The sequence below is a fragment of the Litoribaculum gwangyangense genome (assembly GCF_039543505.1).
GTDB lineage: Bacteria > Bacteroidota > Bacteroidia > Flavobacteriales > Flavobacteriaceae > Litoribaculum > Litoribaculum gwangyangense.
In genome coordinates this window covers 432,014-450,819 of the sequence record NZ_BAABJW010000001.1, presented here as the reverse complement: position 1 = coordinate 450,819, position 18,806 = coordinate 432,014, and the positions used below count along the sequence as shown (strand labels likewise).

General features: G+C 33.4%; 16 protein-coding genes and 1 pseudogene. 11 read left to right on the top strand and 6 right to left on the bottom strand.

Features of this window, described 5'->3' with window-relative positions; all coding sequences use genetic code 11:
- Positions 1–25: 25 nt before the first annotated feature.
- Complete coding sequence (locus ABD963_RS01950) at positions 26–805, bottom strand: hypothetical protein (protein ID WP_345275252.1); 780 nt, start codon at positions 803–805, stop codon at positions 26–28.
- Between the two features lie 356 nt (positions 806–1,161).
- Positions 1,162–2,259 carry a DNA polymerase IV gene (gene dinB, locus ABD963_RS01945; RefSeq protein WP_345275251.1) on the bottom strand — a complete coding sequence of 366 codons (1,098 nt, stop codon included), beginning with the start codon at positions 2,257–2,259 and terminating at the stop codon, positions 1,162–1,164.
- Positions 2,260–2,333: 74 nt separating this feature from the next.
- Here dinB and ABD963_RS01940 point away from each other — a divergent pair, with 74 nt between their 5' ends.
- The 3 genes from ABD963_RS01940 (at position 2,334) to ABD963_RS01930 (ending at position 5,555) form a co-directional block, all read left to right on the top strand.
- Positions 2,334–2,807 carry a CYTH domain-containing protein gene (locus ABD963_RS01940; RefSeq protein ID WP_345275250.1) on the top strand — a complete coding sequence of 158 codons (474 nt, stop codon included), beginning with the start codon at positions 2,334–2,336 and terminating at the stop codon, positions 2,805–2,807.
- A gap of 10 nt (positions 2,808–2,817) precedes the next feature.
- Entirely contained in the window at positions 2,818–3,369 is a 552-nt protein-coding gene (locus ABD963_RS01935) for a YciI family protein (protein WP_345275249.1), read from the top strand.
- 287 nt (positions 3,370–3,656) lie between these two features.
- Entirely contained in the window at positions 3,657–5,555 is a 1,899-nt protein-coding gene (locus ABD963_RS01930; protein ID WP_345275248.1) for a T9SS type B sorting domain-containing protein, read from the top strand.
- Positions 5,556–5,562: 7 nt separating this feature from the next.
- On the opposite strand, the gene ABD963_RS01925 is transcribed toward ABD963_RS01930, so the two are convergent.
- Together ABD963_RS01925 and ABD963_RS01920 are read right to left on the bottom strand one after the other, a co-directional pair.
- Positions 5,563–6,018: a hypothetical protein gene (locus ABD963_RS01925; protein WP_345275247.1), complete on the bottom strand. Its 456-nt coding sequence runs from the start codon at positions 6,016–6,018 to the stop codon at positions 5,563–5,565.
- 266 nt (positions 6,019–6,284) lie between these two features.
- Positions 6,285–7,339 (bottom strand): annotated as a pseudogene (locus ABD963_RS01920) (isoaspartyl peptidase/L-asparaginase family protein).
- Between the two features lie 122 nt (positions 7,340–7,461).
- On the opposite strand from ABD963_RS01920, the gene amaB reads away from it, so the two are divergent.
- The gene (amaB, locus tag ABD963_RS01915) at positions 7,462–9,012 is read left to right on the top strand and encodes an L-piperidine-6-carboxylate dehydrogenase (RefSeq protein WP_345275246.1); all 1,551 of its coding nucleotides are present in this window, start codon (positions 7,462–7,464) and stop codon (positions 9,010–9,012) included.
- Positions 9,013–9,159: 147 nt separating this feature from the next.
- On the opposite strand, the gene ABD963_RS01910 is transcribed toward amaB, so the two are convergent.
- Entirely contained in the window at positions 9,160–10,293 is a 1,134-nt protein-coding gene (locus tag ABD963_RS01910; RefSeq protein ID WP_345275245.1) for an ATP-binding protein, read from the bottom strand.
- Positions 10,294–10,323: 30 nt separating this feature from the next.
- Positions 10,324–11,076, bottom strand: a complete 753-nt coding sequence (locus tag ABD963_RS01905) for an SDR family NAD(P)-dependent oxidoreductase (protein WP_345275935.1) — start codon at positions 11,074–11,076, stop codon at positions 10,324–10,326.
- Positions 11,077–11,312: 236 nt separating this feature from the next.
- Here ABD963_RS01905 and ABD963_RS01900 point away from each other — a divergent pair, with 236 nt between their 5' ends.
- From ABD963_RS01900 to ABD963_RS01870, 7 genes are all read left to right on the top strand, one after another.
- The gene (locus ABD963_RS01900; RefSeq protein ID WP_345275244.1) at positions 11,313–12,410 is read left to right on the top strand and encodes a DUF4382 domain-containing protein; all 1,098 of its coding nucleotides are present in this window, start codon (positions 11,313–11,315) and stop codon (positions 12,408–12,410) included.
- A gap of 185 nt (positions 12,411–12,595) precedes the next feature.
- Positions 12,596–13,597, top strand: a complete 1,002-nt coding sequence (locus ABD963_RS01895) for an AAA family ATPase (protein ID WP_345275934.1) — start codon at positions 12,596–12,598, stop codon at positions 13,595–13,597.
- Positions 13,598–13,674: 77 nt separating this feature from the next.
- A complete protein-coding gene (locus ABD963_RS01890; RefSeq protein ID WP_345275243.1) occupies positions 13,675–14,541 on the top strand; it encodes a DUF58 domain-containing protein in 867 nt (288 codons plus the stop codon).
- Between the two features lie 4 nt (positions 14,542–14,545).
- Positions 14,546–16,198, top strand: a complete 1,653-nt coding sequence (locus tag ABD963_RS01885) for a BatD family protein (RefSeq protein ID WP_425562784.1) — start codon at positions 14,546–14,548, stop codon at positions 16,196–16,198.
- Positions 16,198–17,205, top strand: a complete 1,008-nt coding sequence (locus tag ABD963_RS01880; protein WP_345275241.1) for a vWA domain-containing protein — start codon at positions 16,198–16,200, stop codon at positions 17,203–17,205. The genes ABD963_RS01885 and ABD963_RS01880 overlap by 1 nt, the downstream gene beginning before the upstream one ends.
- Before the next feature lie 11 nt (positions 17,206–17,216).
- Positions 17,217–18,263, top strand: coding sequence for a VWA domain-containing protein (locus tag ABD963_RS01875; RefSeq protein WP_345275240.1), 1,047 nt, complete (start codon positions 17,217–17,219; stop codon positions 18,261–18,263).
- 19 nt (positions 18,264–18,282) lie between these two features.
- Complete coding sequence (locus ABD963_RS01870) at positions 18,283–18,774, top strand: hypothetical protein (protein WP_345275239.1); 492 nt, start codon at positions 18,283–18,285, stop codon at positions 18,772–18,774.
- Positions 18,775–18,806: the final 32 nt, after the last annotated feature.

Sequence of the window (18,806 nt, the reverse complement as noted above, 5' to 3'; positions counted from 1 at the left end):
TTTATTAAGTTTGATTTACATTTTTTTACAGTTCGCGGTTTTCAATAGCATCATTCAACGAATTCACAAAGTTATTTTTATCATCTATATAAAAAGCTATATTATGGTAATTTCGTTTGATTCCATAAAGTCCTGTCAATGTGTTTTTTTCTTTCAAATGAATAACAATATTATGGCTTTCTAACTCACCCAAAAACGATAGTTTCCGAGTTTCTTTGTTTAATTCAATATCTTTTGATGATATCTCAATGCTGTCGATATTTCTCAAATCAATGATGGTTTCATTCATAATTCCATACCGAAGGTGTAACTTACCATTTTCTATTGATACAGGTCTTTGGTACATAGACTTTAAAAATCCGAAAATTTGAATTCCTGAATAAATACTTATAAAGGTCAAAACCCAAGCTGCTATGTCGCTCCATTTTGAGAGTAGAATATGTAGTACAACTGTTTCAATTGCAACAATACATATTATAGCAAGTAGTAAAGTTACTGTTCCGCTATCTTTATGGTAAGAAAATTCGTTTTTATAAAGTTTCCTCTTTCGCCAATTGATAAATCCATAGTAAAAAACGGCAATTTCGGTAACCACAGGAATGGCAACCCTTTTCGGGAGTATTTCAGAGCAAGTGCTTTTCAATGTTGTGAAGAAATCAAACGATTCGTTTTTGTTTAAATTAAAACGCTTAACAGCCTTACTAACCTTGTAAATCACGTATGATACTATAGAAAGTTCTACAATAGGAAATATCCAAGTCTTAAAAATGTCGAGATAGTATTGATTTTCGCTTGGAAGTATCATTGAGCATGTTACCATTCCGAGTATCAAAAAAGGTACGACTGTTGTTTTGGGAATTTTTGTTTTTCTAATTAATAAAAAAAATATAATAGGAACAGTAAATAATAAGTCGAACGTTATACCTGCTGATAAGCTATTTGGGCTTGTTGAAAAAACTGGTGATTTGGCAATGAAAACCATTATTCCGATTAATAATAATGGTATTCCGAAAATAATTAGATTATTCTGAAGGTTAAATGTTTTGTTCATCGGTTTGTGTTTAATGACTTACAACACTCTGAAAATGAATTCGTTTCGTTAAACAAAGCTATCCATTTTTTCTGACAAAATCAAGTTATACCATATTCGTTTTTCTAGGTTTAGAATTCAAATTTTAATTGGACACTTACACTTTTTTGTTCTTGCGTTTTCTTAGTTTCTGTATTTAAATTTGATAACGAAATACCTAACAATCGTACAGAGGTGTTCAGTTTTTCTTGGTACAATAAATCTTTTGCAGTGTCTAGAATAATATGTTTATCACTCATAAAATAGGGCAAGGTTTTACTGCGTGTATGTAAAGTAAAATCGCTATACTTTATTTTTAAAGTCACTGTTTTTCCAGCAACGTTACTTTTGCGCAATCTTCTAGAAACTTCTTCAGCTATGTGCTCTAGTTTTTCTAACATAAAAACTTCAGAAGATAAATTTTCACTAAATGTTCGTTCGGCAGCCAAACTTTTTCTGATGCGGTTTGGTTTAACTTCACTATTATGAATTCCCCGAACCACGTGATAATAATACCTGCCAGACTTACCAAAGTTTTCATCTAAATATTCCAAGGATTTTTGTTTCAAATCCCAACCGGTAAAAATCCCTTTTTGGTACATTTTTTCTGCAGTAACTTTACCAACCCCATAAAATTTCCGAATATCCAATTGCTCCAAAAATTGAATCACTTCTTCAGGATTTACGGTTTTTTGTCCGTTGGGTTTGTTATAATCACTAGCTACTTTAGCAATAAATTTATTGATGGATATGCCTGCAGAAGCCGTGAGTCCAATTTCATTTAAAATACGTTCTCTAATTTCTTTGGCAAGTAAAGACGCACTGGGATTACCCTTTTTATTTTCGGTCACATCTAAATATGCTTCATCTAGAGAAAGAGGTTCTACCAAATCGGTATATTCATGAAATATCCTCCTAATTTTTTTTGATATTTCAGTATATCTATCAAAACGGGGTTTTACAAAAATTAAATCAGGACATAATTTTGAAGCTAAATTCCCGGCCATGGCACTCTTTACACCAAATTTTCGCGCTTCATAACTCGCAGCACTAATTACACCACGTTTTTCACTACCGCCAACAGCCACAGGTTTTCCTTTTAAATCGGGGTTATCCATCTGCTCAACGGAGGCATAAAAGGCATCCATATCTACATGAATAATTTTTCGTATTGGTAAATCGACAGACATAGTGTAAATTTAGGCATTATATGCTTTTTAATTATTAAATTTTCAGAAAGCAAAATATTATAATTAGATGTTCGATGATAGAGATAGAGCGTAAATTTTTAGTAAAATCGGATGCGTTTAAAACAGATTCTTTTAAAAAAACTAGAATTATTCAAGGGTTTTTGAATTCTCATAAAGAACGCACTGTTAGGGTAAGAATAAAAGAGGAAGTGGGTTTTTTAACTATTAAAGGCATGTCATCAAAAAATGGATTATCACGGTTCGAATGGGAAAGGGAAATCAAAAAAGAGGATGCACAAGCGTTATTAAAACTCTGTGAACCTGGTATTATTGATAAAATGCGTTATGAGGTGATTATTAAAAATCATACTTTTGAAATAGATGAGTTTTTTGGTGACAACGAAGGGTTGGTAATCGCCGAAGTCGAGTTAATGCACGAAACCGACATTTTTGAAAAACCAAATTGGTTAGGTGAGGAAGTCACAGGAAACATAAAATATTATAATTCGCAATTGAGTCTAAATCCATACAAATCTTGGAAACAATAAATTTAAACCGATGAAAAAATTCGCAACTATCTGCATCTTATCATTCCTTTTTATAGCGTGTAAAAACGAACCCAAAACCTCAATATCTGAAATTGAAAATGATATTTCAGAATCTATTGATAAAGCTACAGATTCTTTAATTACTGAGACTAGTGAGGACATTAATTCTATAAAATCAACCAAAGCGCTTAAAGAAGAATTAACCTTAAATGGATTTGAAACTTTTGATTATGTAGATGAAAAAACCAAAGACACTATTTTAATGCAGAAATATTTTATAGTTTTTTTAAAAAGAGGTCCTATTAGAGGTCAAAATGAAGAAGAAACTGCCGAACTTCAAAAAGAACATTTAGCACATTTAGCAAAGATGTATGAGTTGGGTTATGCTGATATTTCTGGACCTTTTGGTGATGATGGTGAAATTAGAGGCATTACTATTTACAACGTGCCAACGCTTAAAATGGCCGATAGTTTAGCCAATGCAGACCCTATGGTGAAGGCTGGGCGTTTGGAAATAGAAGTACACCCCTGGTGGGCAGCAAAAGGATTTTCGCTTAGATAGACCTCCATCACATTAGTTTAAAAAAACCGTAGGGGTTTTGTATGGTTTTATTTCGATAAATGAATTTTAATTTCTTTAAGTTTTTTTTAATATAGCTTGTTGAAATTATATGCTATAATAGGGTTTTTAGCTTTTAAATTATAAATTCTGAATGCGCTATTATTTGTATAATTTTTGTTGTCATTTTTAAAGCGACAATTAGGGTTTTGTTTGAGAAATTAAGAAGTGGGTTGTTTCTTAACTCGCACAGTATTTTTAGCAACCTCTACCCTTTTAAAATAACTCAAATGCTTAAATACCTTATTGCCTTATTTGTAGTCCTACTAACCAGTTTTTCATTCGGTCAGATTGTTTTAACACAGAACCAAAGTGATGCAAGTATAGGGCTAGACAGGAAAGCTTGGAGTGGATTAGGCAATACAGCTCCATTAAGCGACGGATATGCCCATGATTTTATTTTGCCGACAAGGACAAATCCTTGTCAGCAGATAACAGGCATAAGAATAGAGATAAGTTTTACAAATTATTTTAATAATAATGTGTGTCCCCATTTCGAAACCTACTATAATCTATTTTATGGATGTACCACATACGCGGGTGGAGCTACATGTTTACCAGCGACCAATTTAATTGCAGAACCTAATTACGCTCCAATAACAAATCCACCAATATTTAATTATGGAAGCCCTTTGGGAAGTCCCCTTAATTCTAATATTGTCCCAGATTTTGGAGAAAACTTAAGTATAGATATAATACCTGTTTCTAATCCAGGATGCAATCCTGTGACTAATGGTAATATAAGGTATGAATATACCATAACAGTTACGGTTACAGTTACAGACATACTCACTGTACAACCTCCATCGGTGAACTGTTGGGACAACTATGTATTTAATACAACAACTTGTGTTTGGGAAAACTTGGGCACACAACCTGTACAACCTACTTCAGTGAATTGTTGGGATAATTATGTATTTAATACAACAACTTGTGCATGGGAAAATTTGGGTACGCAACCTGTACAACCTACTTCGGTGAACTGTTGGGATAACTATGTATTTAATACAGCAACTTGTGTTTGGGAAAACTTGGGCACGCAACCTGTACAACCTCCTTTGTTGAACTGTTGGGATAACTATGTATTTAATACAACAACTTGTGTTTGGGAAAATTTGGGTACACAACCTGTACAACCTTCTTCGGTGAACTGTTGGGATAACTATGTATTTAATACAACTGCTTGTGTTTGGGAAAATTTGGGTACACAACCTGTACAACCTCCTTTGTTGAATTGTTGGGATAATTATGTATTTAATAAAACAACTTGTGTTTGGGAAAATTTGGGTACGCAACCTGTACAACCTTCTTCGGTGAACTGTTGGGATAATTATGTATTTAATACCACGACTTGCGTTTGGGAAAATTTGGGTACGCAACCTGTACAACCTACTTCGGTGAACTGTTGGGACAACTATGTATTTAATACGAATGCTTGCGTTTGGGAAAATTTGGGTACGCAACCAGGAAATTTAAAAGAAGTAAATTTAAATTTATGTGTAGGAGAAACTATTGATTTGTTTGCTCAAACCAACATTATTAATCCAAGTTTTAATTGGAGTAACGGTGCTAATTCTCAATCTATAAGCATTACTAATGGTGGCAGATACACTGTTGAAATTACAAGTACGTTGTGTTCTTTTGAAACAGTAATTTTTAATGTAACACCTTTAGAAGCTCCTGTTTTAGATAATGTATTTACAGATGGAAACGATATTATTGTATCAACAGTGAACTCTGGAAATTTTCAGTATTCTTTAGATGGTTTTAATTTTCAGTCAACCCCTATATTTCGCGATGTTATAGGAGGTCTTTACACTATTTATGTGAAGCGTCAAGATTGCACAGAAGTAGTCACAACTCAACATTTACATTTTTATATTCCTAAGTTTTTTACACCAAATAATGATGGTGTTAACGACACTTTCAATTTGGCAGGTATTGAGTTTTATAGTGATTCCCAAGTCTCTATTTTTAATCGCTACGGAAAACTAATAAAATTTTCCAAAAATAGCCCACTAAATTGGGATGGTACTTATAATGGCGAACTGCTGCCGTCTGATGATTATTGGTACGAAATTATCATTGAGAATAATATTTTCACAGGGCATTTTACATTGAAGCGTTAATTTTTATTCATTTTATTACGGTTATTAGATAATTGCCATTATAATCCTCAATTGATAGGATATTACCGTTGTAAGTTGCAGTATTTAATGTAAAAAAATTTATGCCACAAATAGTAGAATCTAGAGTTAAGTCGAGAACCAAAGTATCTATAACACTATTCGATAATTCAATTTCATAATCATTTTTCCCATTTTTTCCAAAAAGGGTTAATGTGATGAGGTTTTTGATGGTTTCAACATTTTTAAAAACAACATTTGTATACTCATTTCCATTCATTCGTACTTTAATGTCCTCAGCTATATAAGTTTCATTTTCAATGAGGTTATTTCCACTATTATCTACAATTTTAATATGTAGATTTCTGACAAAAGGATCAAATAGGGCGCAATCAATATTAGAGTCATCATCGTTTTTACATGATAGTAAACACAAAAAGAAAAGCATTAATGTGAAGGATTTCATAGAGTATTTTTGTTGATAGATGCGTTGTTTAATAAAAGGTTGCGCTATTTATAGTTAATTATTAAAAATTAAAATGTTGCGTTTTTTTAACATTCCTAAATTAATCTACAACGATAATTAATTGTTCTCTATGTTTTGGTATTACAGCAAATTATTGAATTGATTTAGTTGAAGCTATGTGTAAAATAAAGTTGTATTTTATTAGAGTGTGCTTTCTTTAGCACGAAATCATTGGTTTTTTGTTTGTTATAAGGTAGCTAAATTTATTAATCTTTGTAAATTCCTATAATAAGTTCACCTTTATCATTCATGCTTGCGCGGTACATTCCTGCCGTATTAAATTCCATCGCTATAGCACCATTTTTGTCAATAGCAATAATACCACCATCACCTCCAAGGGCTGGTACTTTTTTTGAATCACTTCTTTTGCTGCTTCTTGTAATGATAATCCTTTGTATTCCATTAAAGCTGAAATATCATGAGCCACCATGGCACGAATAAAAAATTCACCCCAACCAGTACTTGAAACCGCACAGGTATTATTGTTGGCGTAAGTGCCTGCGCCAATAATTGGGGCATCACCTATACGTCCATACCGTTTGTTTGTCATACCTCCTGTTGAGGTTCCAGCAGCTAAATCTCCATTTTTATCTAAAGCTACACAACCTACAGTACCAAATTTAGAGTCCTTAATTTCAGGATCATAAAAAGCCAGCTTATTATTATGGTTTAGTTCTGTTTTTTCAGAATTTTTAATTTTTATTAGGGACTTTAATCTGTTTTCAGTAGAGAAATAACTTGGTTCAACAATAACCAAACCTTGTTCCTCAGCAAACGTTTCAGCACCTTTGCCAGAAAGCATCACATGGGGCGATTTTTCCATTATAGCTCTGGCTAGGTTTATTGGGTTTCTTACCGTGGTTGTCCCTGCCGAAGCTCCTGCATTTAAGGTCTTTCCATCCATAATAGATGCATCTAACTCAATGGTTTCGGCATTTGTAAATACAGCACCCTTTCCTGCATTAAACAAGGGTGAATCTTCTAAAACATTAATGGTTTTTTCAACAGCATCAAGACTACTGCCACCATTTTTTAAAATATTAAAACCAACTCTAATAGCTTCTTCAAGTTTAGCTTTATAAGCAGCTTCTTTTTCAGGGCTCATATTTTTTCTCAAAATAGTTCCTGCGCCACCATGGATAACAATTGAGAATTGGGCTTTTTCAGGTTCTTGAGTGGTTTGTGTATTGTTTGGCTTAACGTCATTTTTACAAGAAGTAAAGGCAAAGAAAACAGCAATTAAAAAGGGGATATTTTTCATAAAATATGGTATAATTTAGCGCTTTAAAGTTAATGGTTTTATCATTACTAAACTTTAATAAAAACGACTTTTTATTAGTATATTCGCAAATAATTCAAAGATAATTAATAAATCAATAATTAATGAAAGTGATAACTGATTTTGGGATTGAAAAAGCTCTTAAAACTTTAGGGGTTAAAGATATAAACGAGGGGACTTCAACGGGCTTAAATAACTTTTCAAATGGGGAAGTTTTAGAATCATGTTCTCCTGTGGATGGACTATTAATAGGTCGAGTGAAAACAACCACAAAAAAAGATTATGAAAATGTGATGGATGCCGCAACCAAGGCCTTTAAAACCTGGCGTGTAATGCCAGCCCCCCAGCGCGGTGAGATTGTGCGTCAATTTGGTGAAAAATTAAGAGAAAAAAAGGAAGCTCTGGGAAAATTGGTGTCCTATGAAATGGGGAAATCCTTTCAAGAAGGTTTAGGAGAAGTTCAAGAAATGATTGATATCTGCGATTTTGCAGTTGGTTTATCGCGTCAACTTCACGGATTAACGATGCATAGTGAACGCCCAGGACACAGAATGTATGAGCAATATCATCCATTAGGTGTTGTTGGCATAATATCAGCTTTCAACTTTCCAGTTGCCGTTTGGAGTTGGAATACAGCTTTGGCTTGGATTTGTGGGGATGTGTGTGTTTGGAAACCCAGTGAAAAAGCACCACTTTGTGGTATTGCCTGCCAAAATATCGTGGCTGAGGTTTTTGCAAAAAACAATTTACCAGAGGGCATTTCATGTTTAATTAATGGCGATTACCGTGTTGGGGAAATGATGACTAAAGATGTTAGGATACCATTAGTGTCTGCAACAGGATCTACCAGAATGGGTAAAATCGTAGCTCAAGAAGTAGCGTCTCGGTTAGGGAAAAGCTTACTAGAGTTAGGAGGCAATAATGCGATTATAGTAACTCCAGATGCCGATATAAAAATGACGGTTATCGGTGCTGTATTTGGCGCTGTTGGTACTGCAGGACAGCGTTGTACTTCAACCAGACGTTTAATAATTCATGAAAGCGTTTACGATAAGGTGAAAAACGCCATCGTTGACGCTTACAAGCAATTGCGAATAGGAAATCCCTTAGATGAAAATAATCACGTTGGACCATTAATTGATAAAGATGCTGTTAAGATGTATCTAAATGCTTTGGAAAATGTAGTTGAAGAAGGAGGAAATTTAGTTATTGAAGGTGGTGTTTTAAATGGTGAAGGTTATGAAAGTGGGTGTTATGTAAAGCCGGCTATTGCTGAAGCACAACCTCACTATAAAATAGTCCAGCATGAAACGTTTGCGCCAGTTTTATATTTATTGAAATACAAAGGTGGTGTAGAAAATGCCATTGAAATTCAAAATAATGTTGCTCAAGGATTAAGTTCTGCTATCATGACTAATAATTTGCGAGAAGCAGAACGTTTTTTGTCTGTTCAAGGTTCTGATTGTGGCATCGCTAATGTAAACATTGGAACTTCAGGCGCTGAAATTGGGGGTGCTTTTGGAGGTGAAAAAGAAACAGGTGGTGGACGCGAATCTGGTTCTGATGCTTGGAAAGTTTATATGCGCCGACAAACCAATACCATTAATTATACAACCGAATTACCTTTAGCACAAGGGATTAAGTTTGACTTATAGTTTAGAAAAGAAATAAAAAAAACCTTGCCTCAATGCCGATTTTTTCGGGAGAAACAAGGTCATATCTTAGAAAAGATTAATAGCACTGCAAAAATGTTATTTTCTTGTTTAATTTAGATAATTGATAGGTTAAATTATAGTTAAGTTTTAACTGTATTTTACTTTTCTTAAAATTCGCAAAGTTTCCTTGTGTAAGTTGTATAATTCTAGATTGTAAGCTTTTAAATAAGGTTTCGCTTCGTGAAGTTTGTCAATGGCCTCATGAAACAAATTAAGGTAGCAAATTAAATAAGTAGCTGGCAGATTTTTTAAATCTGATTCTTCTCTTCTTGTTAGGGTTACTCCTTTTTTAAGTTTTTCTAAAATAGCATTGTTAGCATTATAGATATGAAATAATACTTTTTTGTCGTATTGGGGTGGTTCAAATAAAAGTTTAGTATCAATATTATAACTCGCATTATTTTCAAATTTAATAATAGTTTCTTCTAAAGGGTAATATTTATTAGAACCCTGTAAGCCTAAATTAACATACTCTATAATTTTAAAATTATCTTCGTCCATATAAATCGACACTTCATCTAATGCCGAAAAAAACAATCTCACCTGTTCATTTATAAGTTCAATATCAACTCTTGAGAAGAATGTCTCATCTTTAACCACTTTTTTTTGTCCTGCCCAACAAACCACAAAATACTCTTTAAAAACTTTGTATTGTGCATTATAATCTTTACGTTTATTCATAAAATCGAAAACTCCATTTAATGTATGTTCAATATTGTTTTGAGCATTGTTTTCAATGGCCTCTACAATCTTAGAGTTGACATCTTTTATTTCAATGTCGAATACTTTGGGCATACTCATACTACCATCTCTAAAAAACACCGAGCCACCATAGTATTTCCAAATGTTTTTTCGGAGTGATGTTATTTTACCTGTGGCTCTTATAGTTACCAAGCCTACTACCTTATCGTCAGGTAAATGTGGAAATGGAATATTTTCGTACTGAACGATGGGGGGATGGGTTAAATAGGCATTGATAAGATTTTGAATTTTACTGTCATCAAAAAAATCAACACCAACAATATTGTTATCTTCATCTTCCACACCAATAACAATGTACGAGTTGTTTTTTGGGTTACTGTTGGATAGTGCGCAAATATGCTTTAAAAACTTAGCTTTTCCTTCTTTATGGCTAATGTCAATTTTACGCTTTTTATCATAAAAACTATTCTCATCGTTATGAGCTAAAAGATGTTTTATGAGTAGGCGTTTGTTAATCATGATTTTATTTCTGGGAATGCAGAATCTAATTTAAATATCCTTTTTTACGGTAGTGCTATTGGCCTGAGCCGTTGGAAACACCAATAAATCTGCAATATTTACATGGTTTGGTCTGGAAACAACAAAGTAGATAATTTCAGCAATATCTTTTGCTTGCAATGCCTTAAAGCCTTTATAAACCGTTTCCGCAATTGCATCACCCTTAAAGCGCACTTTAGAAAATTCGGTTTCAACCAATCCAGGGTTAACAGCACCCACTTTTATTCCATAGGGGTTTAAATCTACGCGCATACCTTCTGTAATAGCTAAAACGGCATGCTTACTGGCACAATACACATTGCCTTTAGGGTATACCTCTTTTCCAGCTGAGGAGCCTATATTGATAATATGCCCTGATTGGCGCTCAGTCATTTGAGGAATGATGGCTTTACTAACATACAAAAGCCCTTTTACATTGATATCCATCATGGCATCCCAATCGTCTAAACTTCCTTCGTTTATGGGGTCCAATCCATGTGCGTTTCCGGCGTTATTTATTAAAATATCGATTTCCTTAAAGGTCTCGGGTAATGATTCAATGGCTATAAATGTGTCTTTTTTATTGCTTACATCAAAGTTTAAAATATGTACATCGGTTAATCGCTCCAAAGCTTTCTTTATGGTTTGAAGTCGTTCCAATCGTCTTCCACAAAGCACCAACTTAATGCCTTGTTTAGCAAACTCATAAGCGGTTGCTTCTCCAATACCACTTGTTGCACCTGTAATTAGGGCTGTTTTTTTCATCATGCTTTTATATTTTCGTTCAAGCATAAAAATACTCAAAACAGATTTAATATTATTATCTAGAAAATAAATGAGTTTATTTTTAAATGAAAAATTATTTTATCCTGAAATTCAGCATAATAACTATTTTTTTTTCTTAAAGCAGAATGTTAAACTAAATTTGCAGAGTCCAAATTCACATTAACTAACGTATATCTTTGTGACACTAATAATTATTAAGAACTAAAATTTAAAATATGATTAAGAAACTTAAAATTACCATTTTTTCAGTCTTATTATTATCTAGCATGGGATGTAGTAATAGTAATAATACTCCAGACCTAAATGCATCGGCTCCAACCATTACGGTTCGGCTTGTAGACGCTCCAGGTGATTACAAAGCAGTTAATGTTGAAGTTGTTGATGTTAAGATTAAAATGGATAATGAAAGTGATGACGAAAGTGGTTGGATTTCATTGAATGCACAAAACGAAACAATTAACTTACTTGATTTTACAGGAGGCGTTAGCAAAGTTCTTGTTGATAGATTTCCAATTCCTGCAGGCACCTTAACTCAGATGCGTTTAGTGTTAGGGGATGGAAACACCATTGTTATTGAAGAAGAAAATGAGACCGAGGTTGAATACGATTTAAAAACCCCAAGTGCGCAACAATCTGGTTTAAAACTAAAAACTAGTGCATTAATTGAAGAAGGATTTACTTATGATTTCGTGTTAGATTTTGATGTTGAAAAATCAATTGTAAAGGCTGGAAATTCGGGTAATATTATTCTTAAGCCAGTACTTTATATGAGTGCGGAGGTAAATTCAGGAATTATAGAAGGAACTGTTGTTCCTGCCGATGTGCCATCTATGGTTTCTGTTTTGGTAGATGATATGGATAATGATGATCCAGTTGATGATTTTGTAATTTCAGCCTACACTAATGATTCTGGAGCATTCGCATTATGGGGTGTTCCTGAAGGAACTTACGATGTAGTTGTTACACCAACTGATGAAACCTCAGATTATGACGTAACTACCATATCAGGAATTGTTGTTACCAAAGGAGAGATTACCACTATTTCAGATCCTATAGAACTTAATCTTAAGCCTGCCACGATTAATGGGACTATATCTGGTTTAGCCGACGGGGTTATAGCAACCATTTCTATTAATGATACAAATTCCACTACTGTTGTAACAAATACTAGTGGAGAATATACTATGGAAGGTATTGTGCCTGGGGGTTATATAGTAACCATAGGTGCTACCGGATATGTAACAAAAGAATTTACCATTACATTAGAGCCCGCAGAAGTTGAAGTACTTGATGCAACTTTAGTATTACAATAAAAGAGATAAAAATAAAAATATTTAGAGAGCAATACCATTTGGTATTGCTCTTTTTTTAAGCTTTAATTAACGCAACAAAGTCTAATATTTTAACCAATTGTTAACAAGGTTTAAAGAAAATTTTTAACAATTTGCGATGCTTAAGCAAGGACATTACATTTGGGCCTTTAATTAAATAAAAAATGATGGAAGAAACAGGTACAATTGATATTAAGACAATTAACGAGAAAATTGAGAAGGAGAGCGCTTTTGTAGATTTACTGATGCTGGAGATGAATAAAGTCATCGTGGGTCAAAAACACATGGTAGAGAGGTTACTTATTGGTCTTCTTGGACAAGGACATATTTTATTGGAAGGTGTTCCGGGGTTAGCAAAAACGCTAGCCATCAATACCTTGGCACAAGCGGTAGATGGAAGTTTTAGCAGGATACAATTTACTCCTGATTTATTACCGGCGGATGTTACAGGGACATTAATTTATAACATGAAAGCCAATGATTTCTCTATAAAAAAAGGACCCATTTTTGCCAACTTTGTTCTCGCAGATGAGATTAACAGAGCACCTGCAAAAGTTCAATCAGCGTTGTTGGAAGCTATGCAAGAAAAGCAAGTTACTATTGGTGATGAAACCTTTATTTTAGACAAACCATTTTTAGTAATGGCCACCCAAAACCCTGTAGAGCAAGAAGGAACTTATCCCTTACCAGAAGCTCAGGTAGACCGTTTTATGTTGAAAACCGTTATTGACTACCCAAAAATTGCGGAAGAACAACTTATTATGAGAGCCAATATGAAAGGCGCTTGGGAAAAAGTAAACTCAGTTATTTCAACCCAAAAAATCCTTGATGCCCAAAAAGCCGTGAGAGAGGTTTACATGGATGAGAAAATTGAAAAATATATTTTGGATATTATTTTCGCTTCGCGTTATCCTGAAAAATATAAACTTGCCGATTTAAAACCACTTATTTCGTTCGGTGCTTCACCACGTGGTAGTATCAACTTAGCAACCGCTGCAAAATGCTACGCTTTTATTAAACGTCGCGGATATGTGATTCCCGAAGACGTGCGTGCCGTTGTTTATGATGTATTGCGCCATAGAATAGGTATTACCTACGAAGCAGAGGCAGAAAACGTTACCTCAGTTGACATCATCAACAAGATAATAAACGAAATAGAAGTACCTTAAAATTGACAATTGATAATTGACAATTGATTATTAATATTGACAAATAATCAATTAAATATTCAATAGACAATTAAAGTATGGATACTAAAGAATTACTAAAAAAAGTACGGAAAATTGAGATTAAGACACGTCGTTTGTCTGATCACATTTTTGGAGGCGAATACCACTCTACCTTCAAGGGGCGTGGTATGACTTTTAGTGAAGTTCGCCAGTATCAATTTGGAGATGATGTTAGAAATATAGACTGGAATGTAACTGCACGTTACAATGAACCTTTTATTAAGGTTTTTGAGGAAGAACGCGAACTTACTATGATGCTTATGGTTGATGTTTCGGGTTCTGAAATGTTTGGTACCAGTCAGCAATTTAAAAATGAAGTTGTTACTGAAATAGCAGCAACCTTAGCCTTTTCCGCAACCCAAAACAATGATAAAATAGGATTGATTTTATTTTCGGATAAAGTTGAATTATACATTCCTCCAAAAAAGGGACGTTCGCACGTACTTAGAATCATTCGTGAACTGATAGAATTCGAACCAGAAAGTAAGCAAACCAATTTAGCTGAAGCCTTAAAATTTATGCAAAACGTTATGAAAAAAAAGGCGATAGTGTTTGTGTTATCTGATTTTATTGCAGATGATTATCATCAAACAATGAAAATTGTCTCAGGGAAACACGATGTTACAGGTATTAGAGTTTATGATAAACGTGAAGAGGAGATACCAAATTTAGGTCTGGTACAAATGGAGGATGAAGAAACGGGCGAATTGATGTTGGTTAATACATCCTCAAAAAAAGTAAGGCTTAATTACGGCAAGTATTATCGTGATAAAGTAGAATATTTTAAAGAAAGCTTTAATAAATCAGGAGCTGGAAGTATAGATTGTAGAGTGGATGAAAGCTATGTAAAAAAGCTTTTGGGTTATTTTAAAAGAAGAGGATAAAAGGATGTTGAATTACGGATTGTGCATTACGAATTTTAAAACAAAAAAATCAAGAAGTATTATTTTTTACATTTACTTGGTTTTTTCTTCTTGGTTCTCTTTTGCGCAAGTTTCATCTGCTATTGATTCTACTTCAATAAAAATAGGTGAACAAATCACGTATCAAATTCAAGTAGAAACCGATACTACAAGTTTAGTGGTTTTTCCTGAAGGACAAACATTTTCACCTTTGGAAATGATAGATTCTTATCCCGTTGATACGATCAAAAACAAGGACAAATACAACCTAATTAAAAAATACGGTTTAACTCAGTTCGATTCCGGAAAATATACCATACCTAAACAAAAAATTATAGTTGGGGATAAAACTTTTTTCACCGATTCTCTGAAAGTTGAAGTTAACAATATTGCAGTAGATACCACAAAACAAGGCCTGTATGAAATAAAACCAATTATTGATGTTGAAAAACCATCGAGCAATTGGTGGAAATATCTTCTCATAATCCTTCTAATTATAGGTGTTATAGCCTTTTTAATATATTGGTTTATATGGCGAAAAAAACCATTAACCGAGCAAGAACAAATAGCCTTATTACCACCTTATGACAGAGCTAAACTGGCCCTAAAAAAACTAGATGAAAGCCATTATTTAGAGAACGAAAATTTAAAAGATTATTATTCTGATCTGACGTTTATCATTAGGAAATATCTAGATGAAAAGGTTTATGATAGAGCTTTAGAAAGCACTACCGATGAGCTTATAGGCCGATTAAAATTATTAAAAGAGGGTAATCAGGTCGATTTAAGCAATGACGATATTAAAAACTTAGAAAGTATATTAAAACGTGCCGATTTAGTAAAATTCGCAAAATCTGCCCCAGACATTGAGTTGGCAAAAATTGACCGTGATACCATTGATGTGGAGATAGATCATGTAAAAGAAGCTTTACCCGAGCCAACCGAGGAAGAAAAGCTTCTTGACGCGAAGTATAGAGAAGAATTGGAGCGTAAAAAGAAGCGCAACAAAATAATTCTAACGGTTGCATTAAGCTTGTTTTTAATTGCTGCTACCATTGTTGGCTTTTCCATAAAATATGGTTTTAATTATGTAAAAGACACCATCATTGGGCACCAAAGCAAAGAACTTTTAGAAGGCGATTGGGTATCTAGTGATTATGGTTTTCCACCCATAACAATTAGTACACCTGAAGTTTTAAAAAGAATAGAAACTCCAATCCCCAACGAATTGCAAGGTCAAATGAAAGTAAACACATTTGGTTTTGAACAAAAGGCCAGAATTACAATAGTAGTATCCAATACGGTACTTGTTCAGGCTCAAGATAGTTTAGATATTAATCAAGCTATTGAAGGTAATTTAAAAACCATTGAGAGTAGAGGGGCTAAAAATATATTAACCAAAAACGAAAAATTCACAACACCAAATGGTGCAGAGGGAGTCAAAACTCATGGCACTTTGGATTATCCCTTAGAAAGCAGTGAGAAATATGTTAAAGGAAAATATACGTTATTAAGCTTTATAAGTAGCAATAAAGTGATTCAGCAAATTATTTTGAGTTGGAGACAAGACGATATTTATGCCGACGAGATTATGCAGCGCATCATAAATTCTATTGAACTTAAAAAACCAGATAGATAATGCTTGAAGGAATAGATTTTGTAAACAAAGAATTTTTCTGGTTGCTATTGGCACTACCACTGGCCATTTTGTGGTATGTTTTTAAAAATAAAAAACAAACAGCAGAACTTAAAATATCAAGTTTAAAAGGTTTTAAGATAACCAATTCTTGGTTGCCAAAATTAAGACATTTATTATTTATACTTCGTCTTACAGCTTTAGTGTTATTAATAATGGCACTAGCAAGACCTCAAACCGTTGATGTGTCAACAAAAACAAAAACAACCAGAGGTATTGATATTGTTATGGCTATTGATGTCTCAGCTAGTATGCTAGCAAAAGATTTATCACCAAATAGATTGGAGGCACTTAAAGAAGTCGCTTCAGATTTTATAAAAGGCAGACCCAATGATAGAATTGGCTTGGTGGAATATGCAGGAGAAAGTTATACAAAAACACCAATCACAAGTGATAAAGCCATAGTTTTACGTTCGTTAAGTTCCATTAGGTACAACACTATTATTGAAGGTGGTACAGCCATTGGCATGGGGTTGGCAACTGCTGTAAACCGCTTAAAAGATAGTAAAGCGACCAGTAAGGTTATTATTCTATTAACCGATGGAGTCAATAATTCAGGATTCATAGATCCAAAAATTGCAAGTGAATTAGCTGTTGAATACGGTATCAAGGTATATACTATAGGCTTAGGAACAAATGGAATGGCATTAACTCCTATAGCGATTGATCCCAGAACAGGTAATTTCCAATATGGACGAAGTCAAGTTGAAATAGACGAAACCTTACTGAAAGAAATTGCAGACGCGACAGGCGGTAAATATTTTAGAGCCACGAATAATAAAAAATTAGAAGAAATATATAAAGAAATAAATAAACTTGAAAAGACAGAAATTGAAGAATTTAAGTTTTACAATTACGAAGAAAAGTATCGCCCATTGGTACTTTTAGCTGGCATTTTGTTGCTTTTGGAATTGCTGTTGCGCTATACGGTTTTTAGAAGTTTTGTGTAAAAAAAAGATTAATGAATCAATTATATCAATTAGAAGAGAAAATATGGTTTTGGGCTTTAGTGATTATTCCAGTAATCATCCTAATCTTTTTGGCACTTCAATTTTGGAAATATAGAGCGCAAAGTAAATTTGCAGATAAGTCGCTTCTTAAAAGATTGAGTCCTAATAAATCCGTATTTAAATCGGTATTAAAAATCATTGTTTTGTGTTTGGCATTTCTGTGTTTAACCATTGCATTGGTAAACCCTAAAATAGGAACCAAATTGGAAACTGTAAAGCGTGAAGGAGTTGATATCGTTTTTGCTGTTGATGTTTCCAAAAGTATGTTGGCTGAAGATATCGCACCGAATCGTCTTGAAAAGTCAAAACAACTCGTTACTCAAATCATTAACAATCTAGCAAGCGATCGTGTAGGTATTATTGCTTATGCAGGAAAAGCATTTCCACAATTGCCCATTACAACAGATTACGCATCAGCAAAAATGTTTTTACAAAGCATGAATACGGATATGTTATCTTCACAAGGGACAGCTATAAATGAGGCCATTAAATTGGCTAAAACGTATTTTGATGATGAAGAGCAAACCAATCGAGTGCTTATCATTATTTCAGATGGGGAAGACCACAGTGATGAAGCAGCCTCTGTTGCAGAAGAAGCCCATAATGAGGGCATTAGAATTTTCACTATAGGTGTAGGTGATGTTAAAGGAGGGCCAATACCAGAAAAAAGAAATGGGATTGTGTTAAACTATAAAAAAGACAATCAAGGGGAGACCGTAATTACCAAATTAAATGAGGATACCCTTAAAAACATAGCTCAATCAGCCAACGGTGCTTATTTAAATGGTAAAAACACTAATGAGGTGGTTGAAAACATCAGGGAAATATTAAACACCATGGATAAAACCGAGTTTGAAGCGAAGCAATTCGCCGATTTTAAAGATCAATTTCAATGGTTTTTAGCTTTTGGCATTTTCTTTTTGTTATTGGATATTTTCTTGTTGGAACGAAAAACAGCTTGGTTGAAGAAATTGGATTTATTTAACGAAAATTTTTAAGTCTTAAAACAATTTTTCAATGAAAATAAAAATCTTAATACTATTTCTAAGTTTATGCATATTATCATTTTCACAAACTAGAGAATTGAGAAGTTTTAATTTTCAAGGTCATGAAATCGACTACAGTAGAATTGATTATTCAAAATATGGCATTGCACACTTCTTTATAACAATGTATAGTACTGATTCTGAGTATAATTTAATTGAGCAAAGTGCTTATAATTGTTTACTGAAAGAAGATAACCTTTATCATACTCTATTCTTTTTTGTGAGAGTGCCACCAAGTATAAAAGATCTAGATATTAAGAGCTTACTTTTCTCTGAATTTGTTAATCTAATCAAACGAGAGGAAAATATTGAAAAAGTCAATTTGTATTTAAATTTTGATGAAGACTGTTCAAAAATTTATCAAATGGAAAAGAAATTGGAAAATGCTAATGATGTTAAAAGAGTTATAAAAAATATAAGCGTTAAAAATATTTGTAAAAACTTAACTGTTAGTTTGCAATAAAGTTTAGGTTGTATTCATAATATAACTTTGAT

Excerpts from the sequence above, each read along its gene's own strand:
- ABD963_RS01950 (WP_345275252.1), bottom strand. The coding sequence starts at position 805 with ATGATACTTCCAAGCGAAAATCAATACTATCTCGACATTTTTAAGACT.
- dinB (WP_345275251.1), bottom strand. The coding sequence starts at position 2,259 with ATGTCTGTCGATTTACCAATACGAAAAATTATTCATGTAGATATGGAT.
- ABD963_RS01940 (WP_345275250.1), top strand. The coding sequence starts at position 2,334 with ATGATAGAGATAGAGCGTAAATTTTTAGTAAAATCGGATGCGTTTAAA.
- ABD963_RS01935 (WP_345275249.1), top strand. The coding sequence starts at position 2,818 with ATGAAAAAATTCGCAACTATCTGCATCTTATCATTCCTTTTTATAGCG.
- ABD963_RS01930 (WP_345275248.1), top strand. The coding sequence starts at position 3,657 with ATGCTTAAATACCTTATTGCCTTATTTGTAGTCCTACTAACCAGTTTT.
- ABD963_RS01925 (WP_345275247.1), bottom strand. The coding sequence starts at position 6,018 with ATGAAATCCTTCACATTAATGCTTTTCTTTTTGTGTTTACTATCATGT.
- amaB (WP_345275246.1), top strand. The coding sequence starts at position 7,462 with ATGAAAGTGATAACTGATTTTGGGATTGAAAAAGCTCTTAAAACTTTA.
- ABD963_RS01910 (WP_345275245.1), bottom strand. The coding sequence starts at position 10,293 with ATGATTAACAAACGCCTACTCATAAAACATCTTTTAGCTCATAACGAT.
- ABD963_RS01905 (WP_345275935.1), bottom strand. The coding sequence starts at position 11,076 with ATGAAAAAAACAGCCCTAATTACAGGTGCAACAAGTGGTATTGGAGAA.
- ABD963_RS01900 (WP_345275244.1), top strand. The coding sequence starts at position 11,313 with ATGATTAAGAAACTTAAAATTACCATTTTTTCAGTCTTATTATTATCT.
- ABD963_RS01895 (WP_345275934.1), top strand. The coding sequence starts at position 12,596 with ATGGAAGAAACAGGTACAATTGATATTAAGACAATTAACGAGAAAATT.
- ABD963_RS01890 (WP_345275243.1), top strand. The coding sequence starts at position 13,675 with ATGGATACTAAAGAATTACTAAAAAAAGTACGGAAAATTGAGATTAAG.
- ABD963_RS01885 (WP_425562784.1), top strand. The coding sequence starts at position 14,546 with ATGTTGAATTACGGATTGTGCATTACGAATTTTAAAACAAAAAAATCA.
- ABD963_RS01880 (WP_345275241.1), top strand. The coding sequence starts at position 16,198 with ATGCTTGAAGGAATAGATTTTGTAAACAAAGAATTTTTCTGGTTGCTA.
- ABD963_RS01875 (WP_345275240.1), top strand. The coding sequence starts at position 17,217 with ATGAATCAATTATATCAATTAGAAGAGAAAATATGGTTTTGGGCTTTA.
- ABD963_RS01870 (WP_345275239.1), top strand. The coding sequence starts at position 18,283 with ATGAAAATAAAAATCTTAATACTATTTCTAAGTTTATGCATATTATCA.